The 15,406-nt window shown below is 59.6% G+C and carries 14 protein-coding genes; 4 read left to right on the forward strand and 10 right to left on the reverse strand.

Annotated elements, in window-relative coordinates; translation table 11 throughout:
* Nucleotides 1-43: 43 nt before the first annotated feature.
* Entirely contained in the window at nt 44-1,006 is a 963-nt protein-coding gene (locus BLV09_RS26915) for an alpha/beta hydrolase (protein ID WP_146689565.1), read from the forward strand.
* Nucleotides 1,007-1,043: 37 nt separating this feature from the next.
* Here BLV09_RS26915 and BLV09_RS26920 read toward each other — a convergent pair whose 3' ends face one another.
* Together BLV09_RS26920 and BLV09_RS26925 are read right to left on the reverse strand one after the other, a co-directional pair.
* Nucleotides 1,044-2,159 (reverse strand): DUF2336 domain-containing protein, encoded by a 1,116-nt coding sequence (locus tag BLV09_RS26920; RefSeq protein ID WP_146689566.1) that lies wholly within the window; start codon nt 2,157-2,159, stop codon nt 1,044-1,046.
* A gap of 251 nt (nt 2,160-2,410) precedes the next feature.
* Complete coding sequence (locus BLV09_RS26925; protein WP_244548827.1) at nt 2,411-3,886, reverse strand: patatin-like phospholipase family protein; 1,476 nt, start codon at nt 3,884-3,886, stop codon at nt 2,411-2,413.
* A 343-nt stretch (nt 3,887-4,229) separates the two neighbouring features.
* Here BLV09_RS26925 and BLV09_RS26930 point away from each other — a divergent pair, with 343 nt between their 5' ends.
* Complete coding sequence (locus BLV09_RS26930; RefSeq protein WP_100385263.1) at nt 4,230-4,523, forward strand: antibiotic biosynthesis monooxygenase; 294 nt, start codon at nt 4,230-4,232, stop codon at nt 4,521-4,523.
* A 155-nt stretch (nt 4,524-4,678) separates the two neighbouring features.
* Here BLV09_RS26930 and aroQ read toward each other — a convergent pair whose 3' ends face one another.
* From aroQ to BLV09_RS26960, 6 genes are all read right to left on the reverse strand, one after another.
* Nucleotides 4,679-5,119 (reverse strand): type II 3-dehydroquinate dehydratase, encoded by a 441-nt coding sequence (gene aroQ / locus BLV09_RS26935; RefSeq protein WP_146689567.1) that lies wholly within the window; start codon nt 5,117-5,119, stop codon nt 4,679-4,681.
* A gap of 994 nt (nt 5,120-6,113) precedes the next feature.
* On the reverse strand, nt 6,114-6,584 hold the full coding sequence (locus BLV09_RS26940) for a hypothetical protein (RefSeq protein WP_157810155.1): 471 nt from the start codon (nt 6,582-6,584) through the stop codon (nt 6,114-6,116).
* A 366-nt stretch (nt 6,585-6,950) separates the two neighbouring features.
* Nucleotides 6,951-7,640 carry a hypothetical protein gene (locus BLV09_RS26945; RefSeq protein WP_146689569.1) on the reverse strand — a complete coding sequence of 230 codons (690 nt, stop codon included), beginning with the start codon at nt 7,638-7,640 and terminating at the stop codon, nt 6,951-6,953.
* A 164-nt stretch (nt 7,641-7,804) separates the two neighbouring features.
* Nucleotides 7,805-9,055, reverse strand: coding sequence for a hypothetical protein (locus BLV09_RS37470; RefSeq protein ID WP_167558891.1), 1,251 nt, complete (start codon nt 9,053-9,055; stop codon nt 7,805-7,807).
* 36 nt (nt 9,056-9,091) lie between these two features.
* Nucleotides 9,092-9,568, reverse strand: coding sequence for a hypothetical protein (locus BLV09_RS26955; protein ID WP_146689570.1), 477 nt, complete (start codon nt 9,566-9,568; stop codon nt 9,092-9,094).
* Nucleotides 9,558-11,387: a Z1 domain-containing protein gene (locus BLV09_RS26960; RefSeq protein WP_146689571.1), complete on the reverse strand. Its 1,830-nt coding sequence runs from the start codon at nt 11,385-11,387 to the stop codon at nt 9,558-9,560. Before BLV09_RS26960 ends, BLV09_RS26955 begins: the two co-directional genes overlap by 11 nt.
* Before the next feature lie 288 nt (nt 11,388-11,675).
* Here BLV09_RS26960 and BLV09_RS26965 point away from each other — a divergent pair, with 288 nt between their 5' ends.
* Nucleotides 11,676-12,896: an ABC transporter substrate-binding protein gene (locus tag BLV09_RS26965; protein ID WP_146689572.1), complete on the forward strand. Its 1,221-nt coding sequence runs from the start codon at nt 11,676-11,678 to the stop codon at nt 12,894-12,896.
* 411 nt (nt 12,897-13,307) lie between these two features.
* Here the strand turns inward: BLV09_RS26965 and rpmB are convergent, their stop codons facing one another.
* Nucleotides 13,308-13,613, reverse strand: a complete 306-nt coding sequence (gene rpmB, locus BLV09_RS26970; RefSeq protein ID WP_100385271.1) for a 50S ribosomal protein L28 — start codon at nt 13,611-13,613, stop codon at nt 13,308-13,310.
* Nucleotides 13,614-13,962: 349 nt separating this feature from the next.
* Between rpmB and BLV09_RS26975 the strand changes: the two genes are divergently transcribed.
* A complete protein-coding gene (locus BLV09_RS26975; protein WP_146691315.1) occupies nt 13,963-14,814 on the forward strand; it encodes a DUF3108 domain-containing protein in 852 nt (283 codons plus the stop codon).
* A gap of 416 nt (nt 14,815-15,230) precedes the next feature.
* Here the strand turns inward: BLV09_RS26975 and BLV09_RS37475 are convergent, their stop codons facing one another.
* Nucleotides 15,231-15,392, reverse strand: a complete 162-nt coding sequence (locus BLV09_RS37475) for a hypothetical protein (RefSeq protein WP_167558892.1) — start codon at nt 15,390-15,392, stop codon at nt 15,231-15,233.
* Nucleotides 15,393-15,406: the final 14 nt, after the last annotated feature.

Genomic DNA, 15,406 nt, shown 5'->3' on the forward strand with positions numbered 1-15,406 from the left:
CGAAACCTATGCTGAAGCTTCCAACGCGCTCCGGGGCTTCGCCATGACCACACCGCTCGATCCTGTTATCGCCGAGATCATTCCGCACCTGCCGTTGCGCGATCCCGCGACGATGACGCCGCAAAGCGCCCGCGATGCGCTCCGCGCGCTTGCAGCGGCGCGTGCGGCCGTTCCGCCGCCGCCGATCAGGAGCGTGGAGGATATCGAGGTGAAGGGCGCGGCCGGTCCGCTGGCCGCGCGGGTCTATCGCGTTGCCACCGGAAAATCGTCGACGGTGGTGTTTTTTCACGGCGGCGGCTGGGTCGCCGGCGATCTCGAAACCCATGACCGGCAGGCGCGCCGGCTCGCGATCGAGACCGGTGCCGTCGTTGTCTCCGTCGACTACCGGCGGCCGCCGGAAACCCGTTTTCCCGGCGCGTTCGAGGATGCCTTTGCCGCCACGCGCGACGTCATCGCGCGCCTTGGTGAGTTTGGCGGCGATGCCGCGCGCGTCGGCGTGGCCGGCGACAGTGCCGGCGGTAATCTGGCGGCGACGGCGGCGATCGCCTGCCGCGATGAAGGCATAAAACTGGCGGCGCAATTGCTGGTCTATCCCGTCACCGATGTCGTCGGAAATTACGCGGACGCCGGCGAGAATGCGCGGTTTCCGTCGCGGGCGGAAAACGCGGAAGGCTATTTCCTGTCGCGCGCGGTGATGCAATGGTTCGCCGGCCATTACCTGGCGGAGGCAAAGCAGGCGGCGGACTGGCGCGTCTCGCCGCTGCGCGCCAAAAGCCTTGCGGGTCTTGCGCCCGCGATCGTCTGCACCGCGTGGTTCGATCCGCTGCGCGACGAAGGCGAGGCTTACGCCAAAGCGCTGGAAGCCGCCGGCGTTCCGACCCGCTATCATCAGGGCCTCGGCCTGATCCACGGCTATTTCGGCCTCGGCGACGCCTCGGAAACCGCGCGGCTCGAGGCGGAGCGCGCCCGCGCCGAGTTCAAGGCGCTGCTTGATCGCGGCGTCTGAGCCGGGTCTTGACTAAATCGGAATCGACGAAGCTCCGCTACGCCTGCCGCTGCGACGGCAGCGCGCTGCCCTCGGTCGAGGCTTCCTTGCGGGAGCGATAAACCGTCAGCACCTGCTTTGAGGTTTCGACATTCAATTTCTGGAAGTCGATCTTCATGCGATCGAGGTCGCCGGCGGTGATCCGGTAATTCGGCGCGCCCAGAAACAGCAGCGACATCGTCGTCGACCACGAGAAGTTCAGCGCCTTGGCCAGAATCAGCACGGCCTCGCGATTGACGTCGACCAGAGCGCGCTCGACGACATCGATCGGCACATTGCACAGCAATGACAGGGAGACCGCCGTCTCGTTGAATTTAAGCGAGTGCGCGAATTCGAAAACCTTGTCTTCGTTGAGCTCGCCATACTGATGAAGCTTGCCCACCGTCCGTTTCGCGGCGAAATAGTTTTTCGACGCCGGCCCGAATTTCGCGTGGATGTTGCCGGTGACATCGGTGACCACGCTTTGAATGAGGTCGCCCATGTCGGGGCGCTCGCGTCCGAGTTTGCGCCGGACGTCGTCGGAGGCCTTCGAAATCAACTGCTGGAACAGGTGCCGGGGAATGTCTTTGCGCATGCCGACCTGTTCGGCAAGAATCGAGTCGTCCTCGGAGCGTTTTAAAAGATGCAGAAAACCGGAACCGGAAAACCGCGCGCCGCCATTCTTCGCCACGGAAGAAGCCACCTCGGCCGATCCGCGCACCACCAGGACATCGGTCACGGTGTCGGGAATGGATTTGCGTTTGGAGATGGCGAGCAAATGCTGCTGGCTCTTGCAGCGGGCATTGGCGACCAGCGTTTTGGAATCGATCCGCTCCGACTGCCGCAGAACCGGACCCGCCACGTCGATGGAATCGTCGAAGGCGAGTTTCTTGATGACGTCGAACGGCGCGTTGCTGCTGGGCGCGAGCTTGTTCGAAAGCCGGACGCGCGCGGTGTGCTCGATTTCTTCCGCCAGGCGGCCGATGACTTCGCCAAAAGTCCAGATCTGGTCTTCGGAATAGCGGCCGGCAATCAGAACGTCGGTCGCGTGCCAAAGGGCGCGTAAACAGCTCTCGGCTGTCCCCTTGGATACCGCCTCTTCCAATTCCGTCAGAAAAGACGTGGATTCAGTCATCTGAAAAAGCTCGGTTGGTGTTAATGGCCTTTGAACAAAATTCCTGGCACCGATTGTCACGCATTGGCGTAGCCAAACAATCAACGAGTTCCAACGCCTGCCCGGGGTTTCGTTGTTAGATTAACAAACCGCTAACGGCCGAGCGTGAATGCACCACCAGACTGTGCCGATTTTGCGGTGATTCCATCGCCCGCAAAAGTCCGGGGTTATCGCTCGCCGCGTGTGTGACGAGCGAGAGTGCGGCGGCGCTGTCAGGCCAGCGCCGGCTCGGCGACAGACTGATTCGTCTCGGCCATCTTCGCATCAAGCATCGCAAATTCCCGGCGCGGCTGCTGGGTGGCGAGCGGCCGTCCGTCCGGTGCCTGTGTCAGCCAGCGGTCGGCCGCGGCGCGGCCGTGCCGGTGCAGCAGCGTGATGAAGTTGCGCCCGAGATCGACCGCGCTGCGCTGGGCCAGGCCGTCGATCTCGTCTTCGGCCGCGATCCGGAAGATCCGCGGCAGATGCGACGATGCCGGGCTGGCGTCACGCGCCCATTCCAGCGCGGCGATTTCGGCATTCAGCGCCAGATTGGCGGTGATCTGATCGACGCGGCGGTCGATCGCCGCCATCGTCATCGGAATGTAGCTGTCGCGCGCCGGCGTGACCTGAACCACCAGCACGTCGGCGGTTTCGGATTCCTGCACCAGTCGGACCACCGGCGGATTGGCGGAGTAGCCGCCATCCCAATAGGCGTGGCCATCGATTTCGACCGCGCAATGCACCTGCGGCGGGCAGGTCGAGGCCAGCAGCACATCGGCGGTGATGTCGCGGTTGCGGAAAATCTGCAGCCGGCCGTCGCGCACCCGCGTCGCCGCGATCAGCAGCTTTGGGCAGGCCGGATCGCGCAACGCGGCAAATGAAATGTCCCTTTCCAGCGACTGGCGCAGCGGATCGAGGTCGAACGGATCGAACTGTCCCGATCGCAGCGCCGGCCCGAGCGCCATCGTGCTTCCGGCCGGCGAAAATCCGCCCAGCAGCATTTGCGAACGGAACGAGGCCTCGTTCATGGTCCGCGCCCAGAAATTCCGCAGCCGCGCGTGCGCGCCCTCGCGCCCGCCTTCGGCCAGCCCGCTCGCCAGCAGCACGGCATTGACCGCGCCGGCGCTGGCGCCGCTGATGACATCGAACTCGCAGCCGGGTTCTTCCAGCAGCCGTTCCAGCACGCCCCAGGTGAACGCCGCGAACGAGCCGCCGCCTTGCAGCGCCAGCGACAATTTTCGCGGCGGCCAGGTGAGGGGCTCGGCCACGCGCATCTCGTCGCGCGTCTCGTCCGCCGCGCGGCTCGTCGCGACGAATCGCTCGCCGACCGTGCCGGGTTTCGCGTCATCGGCTGCCGCCGATTGCGGCAACACGATTGCGATCGCCGCAGGCTCGGTTTGAATCGCGATTGTCGCGGGCTCGGCCGTTGCGATCTCGGGCGTTTTCGCAACCGCCGACATCAGCGCATCCACCGGCCAGATCGCGGCCGCGAATCGCTCGCGCATGCTGCGGGGTTTGATATCCGCCGTCGCGGCCTCGGATTGCGGCAGCGCGTTGACCGTCACGGTTTCAGGCTCGGCCGCAACGTCAGGCTCGATCGCAATTTTCTCAGGCGTTTCGGCAGGCGCAGAGATGCCGGCACTCGTTGCGCTGACGCTCGGCGTGCTTTCGCTCGTCGACCAGATGTCAGCGGCCGCCAGCAATCCCATGGCGGCACTCTGCGCGACTGATGGATTTCTTCCATTCATCTTACGCAACCCATTTAGCGGCTTCCTGTTCCGCACGATGACACGCGTTGAATCTGTTTGCCAGAGTCGGGACTGTGTTCCCGCCAAAATTTACTTGGCATCCACAAGTTGACTGTGTCTCGCTTGCATCAAGCCGAGTCGAACGCTGCGCGGCGCTTGCGGCGACATCGAAGCGCCAAGCGCAGCAACTTCGATGGTGAAGTCGTGCGGGAAGGCGTACGATCGGGCGTGGGCGCGATCCGCCCGCGCGTCTGCTGCACCAACGCAGCAATCGCGATTCACAGATAGCCGGGAGGAGGGTTTCATGTATGCCGCCATCCGTCAGGGCAAGGCAAAGACCGGTCAAGCCGAGGAACTGACGCGCCGGATCAAGGAAGGCGCGATTCCGATCATCAGCGATGTCGAAGGCTTCATGGCCTATTACGTGGTCTATGCGCCCGACGACACCGTGACCGCGATCAGCCTCTTCAACAATCATGCCGGCGCGGAGGAAGCCAACCGGCGCGCGCTCGCCTGGATCGAGACCGATCTCGCGCCGCTGCTCACCGGCCCCGCCACCGCGGTCGCCGGTCCTGTCATCGTGCATACGCTGGCGTGAGGGCTGGGTGTACGGCGTGTTCGTACGCAATGAAGTTACGCGGATTCATCTAGGGCGTTATTGCGAGGAGCAAAGCGACGAAGCAATCCAGAATCGGCTCCACGGTTCTCTGGATTGCTTCGCTTCGCTCGCAATGACGTTGCTGGTTTGCGCGCTCAAGCCTTTTTCACCATCTCCGCCACCGCGTGCATCGCGGCAATGTAGCCGTAGGGGCCCAGTCCGCAGATCACGCCGGTCGCGGCCGACGAGATCTTCGAATGCCGGTGATATTCGTCGCGGGCGTGGATGTTGGAAATGTGCACTTCCAGCGTCGGCCCCTCGAACGCCTTGATCGCATCGAGGATGGCGACCGAGGTGAAGGAATAGCCGGCCGGATTGATGATGATGGCGTCCGCGCTCTGCCGCGCCGACTGGATCAGGTCAACCAGCTCGCCCTCGTGGTTCGACTGATAAAACGAAAGCTCGAGCCCGAGCCTCGTCGCGTGCTGCTCGCAGTTTTCTTTGATCTGCGCCAGCGTCGTGGTGCCGTAGATATGCGGCTCGCGCACGCCCAAAAGATTCAGGTTGGGGCCGTTCAGGATCATCAATCGTGTCATGGTGGTTCCTCCTCCAGCAGGCAGCCGAACTAATTTATGTCCGGTGACGCGCACCGGGGGCGGCGGGGTCATCGTAACCGGGACGGAGCGCGGCGCAATCGGGCGGCGCGCGCCGCGGGCTCAATCACCTCTCCCCTTGTGGGAGAGGTCGGATTGCATCGAAGATGCGATCCGGGTGAGGGGTTAAGGCCTAACGATAGACCGGGACCCCTCACCCCAGCCCTCTCCCACAAGGGGAGAGGGAGCGCACTGCCGTTGCGGCGATATCGACCATTCGATTGTTTGGATCGAACTCCCATGCAGATTGTTGATTCGAATTTCAAAGAACTGAAGATGCACGCCAGCCTTCCCGCGGCGCGGATCGCGCCCGGGTTGCAGGAAGCGTTGGCCCAAAAAACCCAAGAGGGGAGAGAGGGCGCAGGGAATGCCGGGTGCGCGGCTGCACCCGCAGCCCCGTGTGCAAAAGTAGAAAGCACACGAGTTAGTCGCCACAGGTGAACCGGAGCGCGCCGGCATTCCCTGCGCAATGGTTTTAACGGCTTATTCCGGGCTCTCCCCGGCGACCGGGCTTTGTTGTCGCCGTCATCGGTGTGATGCGAAGCATCATCGCCGATTTGATGCCAGCGTCGGGGCATCAGGACCACACGGCTTCACCGTCCGCGCCCGCGTGCTCGTCTCACACGCTGCCGCGTCCACCGCATCCCGCCGCAACGTCCGTGACGACGCGTACGCCCCTCTCATCGAGGCGGGACGGCGCGGCAGGTGCCGGTGATTTGGCTTAGACGTCAAGCGGGGCGGGCGCGGCTGGAACAGGGCAGGTTTGGTTGAATCGCCTTGTCCGCATGCTCCGTTGACCTCTCCCCGTCGGGGAGAGGTCGGATTGCGAAGCAATCCGGGTGAGGGGGCACACCTCTAACGATAGACCGTAACCCCTCACCCGGTTCGCATCTGACGATGCAAGCCGACCTCTCCCATGGGAGAGGTGAAAGCGCTGCTACTGTCTGACGTAGCCGAGCCCGAGGGACAGGCTGACATTCGGCGCCGCCTGGAATTCGACGCCGCCATGCGCGCTATAGCCGGTCGGTGTGTTGGACGTGGAGTCGAACGGAGAGAAAGGGTTGCCGATGCCGGGGTTGAATTTCAGGGTGTCGACACCGCCATAGACCCGGAACGGCGAGCCGCCCGTCTCGTCCTGGAAGTTGTAGCCGAACTGTACGCCCTGGTAGGTGAGCGAGCCGATATTGCCGAACGCGCCACCCTGGCTGAAGCCGTTCACGCCGAGACCCATGGCGCCGCCTTCGCTGCCGACAAACCAGCCGTTCGCAAAATTGGTGCGCGAATAGGAAAAGCCGTCGCCTCCGGCACTGAAGTCAAGGCTCGGAAAGTTGCCGTAGCTGTTCAGGCTCTGGACGCCGGCCGGATTGCCGCCGAAGCCGAAGGGGCCGCCCGGGATCCAGTAGCTCAAAGGGGCGACCTGGGCGTGGGCCGCTTGCCCGCCCAGGCAGAGCGCCACCAATCCGAATATGAAACCTGATCTGCCCGGGAACATGGACATCCGCGCCACTGTCAACTGTCCGGAAATTATACCCTGCAGAGATCAGGAATGCCAGTGCGGCGCGGATTGCAGCCGCCGCGTGCCCAACGTCAGTGACCATCGTGATGTGGCCCCCTTCGGGGCATGGATTGACGGGAGTCCTAAAGCTGATTTTAGCAACGCGAGCAGCAAAATATTTTCAGGACAGTGCCTGACAAGAATTCACTGATTTACCCGTCGGGCCGATCAGTTCGCCCGCTTGTTCACAATCCAGATTGTCGCCAATCAGCGGAAATCTCAAACTGATTTCGAAGTCGCTAGTTCGATCCTGAGAGTATTGATCTCTGTCCAAAAAGCTCGCAGATCAGCTGACGGCAAAGGCAAAATGAAGGCGCACTTGTTGCCGAGTCCATTAAACGAAGTTCCCACGGAATAGGCATTCTGTGAATCCTTTATCCAAACGCGATCGTGGATATCGTCGGTCTTGTAGGACTTCACCCTTATATTCCTTCGTTTGAACAATTGATTTAGCCCATTCGCCACCGCCGGGGTTCGTTTTCGCTTACCTGAGAATATCTCCAGGCTCTTTAGCGTTGTCGGCAATACGCTATCAACAGCATCAACATAGTCGTCGGAGGATCGCGTTCCGCTCAAAAAGAGGAAGTACGGATCGCAAATGATAAGATGAGGAGTGCCCGCCAAACAGGCGCCTAGATTAACAAGAGCGTCCGCTCGTGCCGTCGGGCCTATCCCAGTGATGAGCTCGACAACGTTCTCACCCTCTGCTCCTGCAAAGCGGCATCGACCGTACTCATGCCGACCTAGAAGCTGATCAACCTTATCTTCGATTTTTGAGAGGATGCGCACCAGCTCACGATCGAAAAATAATGGAATAGTTTCGATCTCGAGATCAAAATCCAACCCTTCAGCCTCCATCCTGAGGACGAGTTCCTGTAGAACCTCCAAGATCTGTCTGCGTGATGGCATGGTGTATCCCCCAATCGCTGCCGCCTGCGTCTACAAACCCCGGGCTGTTGTTGATGACCCTGCGCCCGATCGGCAAGTTGGTAGGTTGCTACCGCAAACGTCGCGCGGACGATTGTTGAAACCGTTGTGAATCGAACTGACGGATCAATAAGGACTAGCCAGCACTATGGGGCGAATGATGCAGACTTCGTAAATGATAAGATAACCTCGCGCCGCATTCGTCCACCCAAAGCTTCGGGCGCATTCTGTAGCGTGGGCGGTGGCAGATAACGGCGGTTAGCTGGAAGTTGGCGCGCGCGTCGGCTTTCGGTCTTCAACCCACATAGCTCCGCGACCGCCGACACAATCTTGGCATTCGGAATAAACGTGCCACGAACCGTATTCTCGCCCACTACATAGACGGCTTTACCGCCAGGGGCGAGCACTCGAGCAGCTTCGTGAACCGCGCAGCGCATATCCTCGATGTAATGAGCCAGGACTCCTTCATGACGCGAAGAAAGCTTGGGAGTGAGTTTTAGGTCGGCAATAATTTTCTTAATTACCTCATTTTCATTGGCGTCTTGATCTCCACTTTCAGTTCCGACGCTCTCTGTTCTGATGCCGCTCAATTCTGCGATCGAGTAGCCCATCCATACCAGCGAGAATTTGCTACATCGTATGTAGTCGATTGCATTCAGGTATGGAGGTGATGTCAAAACAAGGTCGATCGTGCCGCTAGCGATGGAAAGGTTTCGGGCGTCACCTAGCGACACTGTGGCGGCTGGCCCTTGATCGGGTTGGTCGCTGAGGATGCAATTCTTGAGCACGTGGTGAACAGCGGCAAGAAATTTATTGAATGGCTTGACGGGCGCGCGATGAAATACTTTGTGTGGCCGACTATGTGATAGGTCCATCGCCAAAGACGCGCCGGATTGCTTAGTTATAATGAGGCGCGAAAAAGCACACCAGAGTGCGTCTCGAACGCGATCATCTCTAACGCTATGTATCGCTTCCGCGAGCGACGCTAATTGACGTCTTGCATATTCATCAAACCAATAACGAACGAACTTTCGCGTTTCAAAATCCGCGTGGCGCGGGTACGATTCACTTGCGCGACGAAGAGAAAAATCATCCTTTGCTCGCTTGAGCACCTCGGCGGCCTTATGTTCGACTCTGCTAACATGGACCGGGGTTGTCCAAACGCGAGCGAGAAGAACGGCGAGGGGGTCAATGTCGATGCCTACCGCTGTGTGACCGTGGGCGCGCGCGACGGCGAGTACCGTGCCCGATCCCATCATGGGGTCGAGCACGCGAATTGGCTCTGGTTCTGCGGAGATAATATCGAGGGCAATTCCCGGAGCCATTCGGGCTGGGAAAGGATGAACAGGATCGCGTCCGAGCGTTTCGTGGATCGTCTTCTGGTAGCTTTTACTCACGGGTTACCCCGGAGCCGAGAGATACGAATCGTCACTTCAAATTGCAGCATATCGCTCTCGCACTCGCGCCTTTAGAGTTTCTGGAATCACTCCGATCCCTCTTGAGACTTTGTATTGCAGCTCTCCCCTATTCCCGGCGAGGTCATACTGTGCTCTCGGTGGCCGCGTGACGCTAACCCAAGCGTTCTCGCTTTCATGGAAGCTGACGATGGTATGAAGGTCGGCAAATGATAATGTAACGAGGCCGTCCGTCCCACAAACGAACACCACAAACGAATCGGGAAACCTTTGCTCGAGGTCGAGGAGGTCAGCTGCTTGGTCGATCGTGAACGAGAAGCGCCAAGGCGACATTCTTTTCGAGGAATGTTTTACGTAGACGCCAACTCTACCATTCACCACAAACGCATTAATGCGTCCCTCACGCACAAATGGTCGAAAGGAGACCGAATAGTCGGTCTCGACTGCCAATTGCCGAAGCACGACGCCTTGGTAAAACTCATATTCATCGAGCATTTTTTGCGTTCTTCAGAAAGCTAATGTTGCCATCGAACTTGTAGATAACTCGCGCCTTGTTTTGACCATTGAAGAAAATCTTGAAGTGATGCACGGCGTCAGGAAAATCGCGTCGAACTTGCCCGAATAAGCCCTTCGTTCGTTCGATCTTGACCTTGTCGGCGTCTTTCATGTGTTCGATCGTGCTGGATGGGTGGACCGCTATAGAACTGGGGCCATTTGGAAGGATGCGCTGCACATAGCGAATCAGATAGTCGGGTAAAGAGTCGCTCCCGATCTTATGCTGTAATTGCTTGAGGCAAACGAGGGGGTCGTTAGTCTGTTTAATAATCAGTTCGATTTCGGGAGAGTAGTCAAAAATGGGAAACGACATCTCTCCTTTATCAAGCAGTACATTTGCCTTATCGATGCTGCTTGACGCCACCGCCGCGATGCGTTGGTCAGCAAGCCAAACAGGCGATCCCTTCTTGGTTTTAATGGCTTCGAGCGCGAGCTTGTGAAAGACGAAGCAGCGTTGCCAATCGAGATACAGTTGCTCAGGGATTGTTAGTTCAAAGTGCGGGAGGTGCTTCTTGCGCGACCCGAACATGCGTGCCCGCTGGATATACGTGTCTTGCTGTATCTTATGTTTTGAATCTCGTGTGAAGAACATCGAAAGCAAATTGTCGAACGTTACTCCACGGGAGACTATGTTGCCTCCGATGACGAACGTGAACATAGCCGCCGGTGATGTTGCCGATTTGAAGTCGACGTTTTTATCTCGCTCGCTATTCATTATGATAGTTGTTGTCTGATCGCAATTCCGGACAATGTATCCGAGTATCCGACCAGATTGTTCAGCGCCGTAAAGCTTGGCGGCGATTTTATCGAGTTCGTGCGTGTAAGCCTCGAATTTTTTGGAATGAACATCGGACAGCGCGTTCATTACATCGTCAATTGGCTTCTTGTCTGATCTGTGATCAAGCTTCTTGCCACTTGTATGAATTAGCATTGAGAAGTTTTCGTCGGTGCCGGTCGATAAGTTAAGCGCGGCCACTCGGACAAGGAATCGGAAAATGGCTTCACGCAGATACTTCGGACTATCGTCGGAGTCAGGCAAGGTCTGCAGCGAAAAACCAAGTTCGGTATCGAGTGGAAAGAATACGTCTTGCCCGGTGTAGGCATCGTGAGGTGGGAAATTGACCCACTTTTCATTATCGTTATCGAATGTATTGTTGAGATCCAATCGCGCAGGCGTTGCGGTAACTCCAATGTAGATGCCGTCGCGGCTGATCAGCTGCTTTATTAAGGCGTTGATGCGCGTTACATCGCCTTTGTTGATCAGCGCATTCGGTGTAGCGAAATCGGCCTCATCATCGATGATGACCTTTTTCCGTACTCTCTCTAGTTTTTGGTTCAGTTTGGCGAGGTCGCTTGCGTTCTTCTTGCAAAATACAACGTGAAAGCCGGTAGCGAACGAATACTCTGGATCGATAACGTCGGAAAAATTCCGGGCGGCAGGCGACAGATTAGATCGTTGAAATCGATCGAGGTTTTGCTGAAGTAACTGCACGCTATCATTTAGCAGGTGAATGATAACGTGATGCCCGTCGTCCAGAAGCTTTGCGGTAAGGCAGATCATCATTTCCGTCTTGCCGCTTTGCGGTTCGCCGTAAATGACGAAGGAATTTGTGTCGGCTTGCAAGGTGTCGCACGCACTCGAAACTGCTGCTTCGATGCATGACGTCTGTTTGCCTAGCTTTTTAAGACGGCTAAGCTGAGCTTGGTATCGGTCACGCTGAGCTGCGATTTGCCTCAGTTTGTTGACGTCGATGGCCACAAAGCCCCCTACTCGAATCCCCACGTGTACGATCATAGCGAGCATTAAGTCTGCGGGAAAGCCAGAAGGCGTGTCGCAATGTCATTCAAAAGTCGCGTGAGGGTGGTCGTTTGGTCGAGACGAGCGGGCTGACATTCCGCTCCCCAACGCGTCGCCGCGCTTCACCGGATACCGCACGGCCTTGATCGACACGTTACACGCCGGACCGCGCCCGGCCCGGCATTGCCGAAGCGCCAAAACCCTGCAATCAATGTCCCCCAATCAAAACAAGAAGTTAGGGGAGGCATCATGAAGACCATCGTGGCTGCGCCATTCACATTGCTCGTCGCGCTCGGCCTCGCCTTGTTCTCGGCGGCTGGTCCGGTCCGCGCGGAAGAGGGCGTGGTGCGGGTCGGCATCATCACCGACATGAGCGGCCAATATGCCGACGGCAATGGCACGGGTTCGGTGGTCGCAGCGCAAATGGCGGCGGAGGAAATCGGCGGCACCGTCGCGGGGCGGCGGATCGAGATCATTTCCGCCGATCACCAGAACAAGTCGGATGTCGCGGTTGCGATCGTGCGCAACTGGATCGACAACAAGGGCGTCGATGTCATCGCCGAAGGCGTCAACTCGGCGGTGGCGCTGGCGATCCAGAATTTGACGCGCGAGCGCAAGAAGCTGTTTTTGATCTCGGGCTCCGGCTCCTCCGATCTCACGGGAAAACAGTGCTCGCCGACCAGCGTGCACTGGACCTACGACACCTACGCCTCCTCGAACGCGACCGCCAAGGCCGTGGTCGCGCGGGGCGGCACGCCGTGGTTCTTCCTCACCGCCGATTATGCCTTCGGCCAGGCCCTGGAGCGCGATGCCAGCAAGGCCGTGGTCGCCGCCGGCGGCAAGGTGCTGGGCGCGGTGCGCCATCCGTTCGACACCGCGGATTTTTCCTCGTTCCTGCTGCAGGCGCAATCGTCAGGCGCCAAGGTGCTGGGACTGGCCAATGCCGGCGGCGATTTCCGCAATGCGGTCGCGCAGGCCGACGAGTTCAACATCCGCCAGAGCATGCAGGTGGTGGCGTTGCAGGTGACGATCACCGACGTGCCGGCGCTCGGCCTCGCGCACGCCCACGACCTGCTGTTCACCGATTCCTTCTACTGGGACCGCACGCCGGAGACGCGCGCGTTCGGCGAGGAATTCTTCAAGCGACATGGCGCGATGCCGAGCGCCTACCAGGCCGGCGTCAACTCGGCGCTGCGGCATTACTTCAAGGCGGTGGCGGCGACCAACTCCGTCGATGCGGAGACCGTGATCGCGCAGATGCGCAAGATGCCGGTGAACGATTTCTTCGCGCAGGGCGGCGTGGTCCGCGAGGACGGCCGCATGGTGCACGACATGTACCTGATGCGGATCAAGAAGCCCGAGGAGTCCAAAAGCAAATGGGATCTCTACGAATATCTCTCGACGGTGGCGGGCAACGATGCGTTCCGGCCGCTCAGCGAGGGCGGATGTCCGTATGTGAAGACGCCGTGAGGGGTGGGGGCTGATCAAATCGAGATCGAGCAGCGACGGAGGTTTGCTCCCTCTCCCACCCCAACTCGGGTTTACGCGAGTTGGGCATTTCATATCGTCGAAGTCGGATATATCCGACTTCGATGGGAGAGGGTTGGGGAGAGGGGTTGCGGTCTCTCGTTAGACCGGCGCCCCCTCACCCGATTTGCACCGGACGACGCGGAGCCTGTCATCGGGCGCGCATTCGCGCGACCCGTTGGCATCGCCGGAAGCAAATCGACCTCTCCCCGTCGGGGAGAGGCGAACTGAGTCTGCTGATGGACCGGTTCAATCAGACGCCATCTCAGACCATCTCACTTAGCAAAACAAAACGGCCGGATTTTTCGATCCGGCCGTTTCAAATTCTCAATTGCCGATTTGCGTCAGTGGAACTCAGCTCGCCTTGGCGACCGGCTCGGCGGCCTTCTTCTTCTCGATCGCGCGCTTGAGGTCGAGCGCGCGGGGCGACAGCACGTCGGCCTTGGCCTTGAGCAGGAAGGCATCGAGGCCGCCATTGTGGTCGACCGACTTGATCGCGTTGGTCGAGACGCGCAGGCGCACGTTGCGGCCGAGCGCGTCGGAAATGAAGGTGACGTTGCACAGGTTCGGCAGGAACCGGCGCTTGGTCTTGATATTCGAGTGGCTCACCTTGTTGCCCACGAGTGGGCCCTTGGCCGTCAGTTCACAACGCCGCGACATCGCAAGAAATCCTCTTCCATCCCCGCATCGCTTCCGGCCTGTCTCAGGTCCGGCGCAGGGGTCCAAATTCACGTTCATCTCGGGAACCGCGGACGTATAGGGGTTGAGCCGCGGGGCGTCAAGGTTTTACGCGGCAATCAGGTCGCGCGAAGGCTTGATTTGCGAGGGGTTCCCGATGCTTAAGCCATCATATAAACGGCGTATTCCCCGCCGAAAACCCTTCGCCGCTCCGGACCCGCGCCCGAGAGCGTGCTTTTGCGGAAATACGCGTTGTTCGCCGGATTTTATTGCTTAGATGATTTATCGATCGCGCGCAGGTGAGGACGGCCCTTTCGTGACCATTTCGAGCATGAATTCGCCCGGGCCGGCCCTGTTTTCGCTGCGGGTGCTGGCGGGTCTATGCGCCGGCGCGCTGCTGCTGGCGGCTCCCCATCCGGCGTCGGCCCAGGGCCATCTGGATGCGCGCTATGAGGCGACGCTTTCGGGCGTTCCCGTCGGCAAGGGCACCTGGACCATCGATGTCGCGGACGATCAGTTTTCCGCCTCCGCCACCGGCGGCACCGCGGGACTGCTAAAAGCCTTCGCCAGCGGTTCCGGCACCAGCGCCGCGCAAGGCCGCGTCGTCAACGGCGCCCTGGTTGGCACCAGCTATAGCGGCACCACCGCGTGGTCGAAAAAATCCGAAGTCATCCACATGACGCTGGTGAACGGCTACATCAAGGATTTTGCGATCGATCCGACGCCGCCGGTCGATCCGGACCGGATTCCCGTCACCGATGCGCAGCGTCACGGCGCGTTCGACCCGATGACCGGCGCGCTGCTGCGCGTGCCCGGCAATGGCGAGATGCTGGTTCCGGATTCCTGCCGCACCGGAGCTGCCGTGTTCGACGGCCGCATGCGTTACGAGCTCAAGCTCGATTTCAAGCGCATGACCACGGTGAAGTCGGAATCCGGCTATCAGGGGCCGGCGATGGTCTGCGCGATCTATTTCACGCCGATCGCGGGCTATATCCCCGACCGCCCGGTGATCAAATATCTCGCCAGCGAGCGGCGGATGGAAGTCACCTTCGTGCCGCTTGCGGGCACCCGCATTTTAGTGCCCTACCGCATGGTGGTGCCGACCCCGCTCGGCACCGCGATGCTGGAGGCAACCCAGTTCATCACCCAGGCGACCCCGCCGCGCGTCGCCAAGACGCAATAAGTAACCGCTGTTTTCCCTCTCCCCTTGTGGGAGAGGGTGGCGCGAATGAGCGCAGCGAAATTCGAGCCGGGTGAGGGGTATGTCCCCGCGGATACAAACCCCTCACCCGTCCTCGATGCTTCGCATCTCGGCCACCCTCTCCCACAAGGGGAGAGGGGAAGTGGCCCCGCAGGCTGAACGTCGACAGAGAGCGCAGAGATCCTCATGAATCCTGTTGACTCTCTGCCACTTCTGATTCGACTCCGGCCGCGCGCCGTTTTTAAGGATTTCGTCAGAAAACCGTCGCTTGTGAGACCGCCACAAACTTGATCTAGTGCGACTCCCAAGTGCCAACGCGAGATGTTGCGGTGAACGAAGCAGGACACAGGGGGGAGTCAGCGATTCGGACGCGGTTCGTTCTAGACTCGTTCCGAAGCTTAAACCGCGACCGCGCCGGCGTCGCAAAGTGAGACAGTTTTTAAGTTAGCGACGACGACGACAAAAACCCCCATAGCGTTTTCGAGCGAAATGGATACCGGTTCGCGCAAGGAAAACGCGTCAAAACAAAAAGGATGAAGCCTCGGCGCTGATCCGGTCATGTCCGAGGCCTCAG

This window comes from Bradyrhizobium canariense (genome assembly GCF_900105125.1).
GTDB lineage: Bacteria > Pseudomonadota > Alphaproteobacteria > Rhizobiales > Xanthobacteraceae > Bradyrhizobium > Bradyrhizobium canariense_A.

Bases quoted from the DNA above. Each gene is read 5' to 3' on its own strand.
- BLV09_RS26915 (WP_146689565.1), top strand. From the start codon at position 44: ATGACCACACCGCTCGATCCTGTTATCGCCGAGATCATTCCGCACCTG.
- BLV09_RS26920 (WP_146689566.1), bottom strand. From the start codon at position 2,159: ATGACTGAATCCACGTCTTTTCTGACGGAATTGGAAGAGGCGGTATCC.
- BLV09_RS26925 (WP_244548827.1), bottom strand. From the start codon at position 3,886: ATGGGATTGCTGGCGGCCGCTGACATCTGGTCGACGAGCGAAAGCACG.
- BLV09_RS26930 (WP_100385263.1), top strand. From the start codon at position 4,230: ATGTATGCCGCCATCCGTCAGGGCAAGGCAAAGACCGGTCAAGCCGAG.
- aroQ (WP_146689567.1), bottom strand. From the start codon at position 5,119: ATGACACGATTGATGATCCTGAACGGCCCCAACCTGAATCTTTTGGGC.
- BLV09_RS26945 (WP_146689569.1), bottom strand. From the start codon at position 7,640: ATGCCATCACGCAGACAGATCTTGGAGGTTCTACAGGAACTCGTCCTC.
- BLV09_RS26955 (WP_146689570.1), bottom strand. From the start codon at position 9,568: ATGCTCGATGAATATGAGTTTTACCAAGGCGTCGTGCTTCGGCAATTG.
- BLV09_RS26965 (WP_146689572.1), top strand. From the start codon at position 11,676: ATGAAGACCATCGTGGCTGCGCCATTCACATTGCTCGTCGCGCTCGGC.
- rpmB (WP_100385271.1), bottom strand. From the start codon at position 13,613: ATGTCGCGGCGTTGTGAACTGACGGCCAAGGGCCCACTCGTGGGCAAC.
- BLV09_RS26975 (WP_146691315.1), top strand. From the start codon at position 13,963: ATGAATTCGCCCGGGCCGGCCCTGTTTTCGCTGCGGGTGCTGGCGGGT.
- BLV09_RS37475 (WP_167558892.1), bottom strand. From the start codon at position 15,392: ATGACCGGATCAGCGCCGAGGCTTCATCCTTTTTGTTTTGACGCGTTT.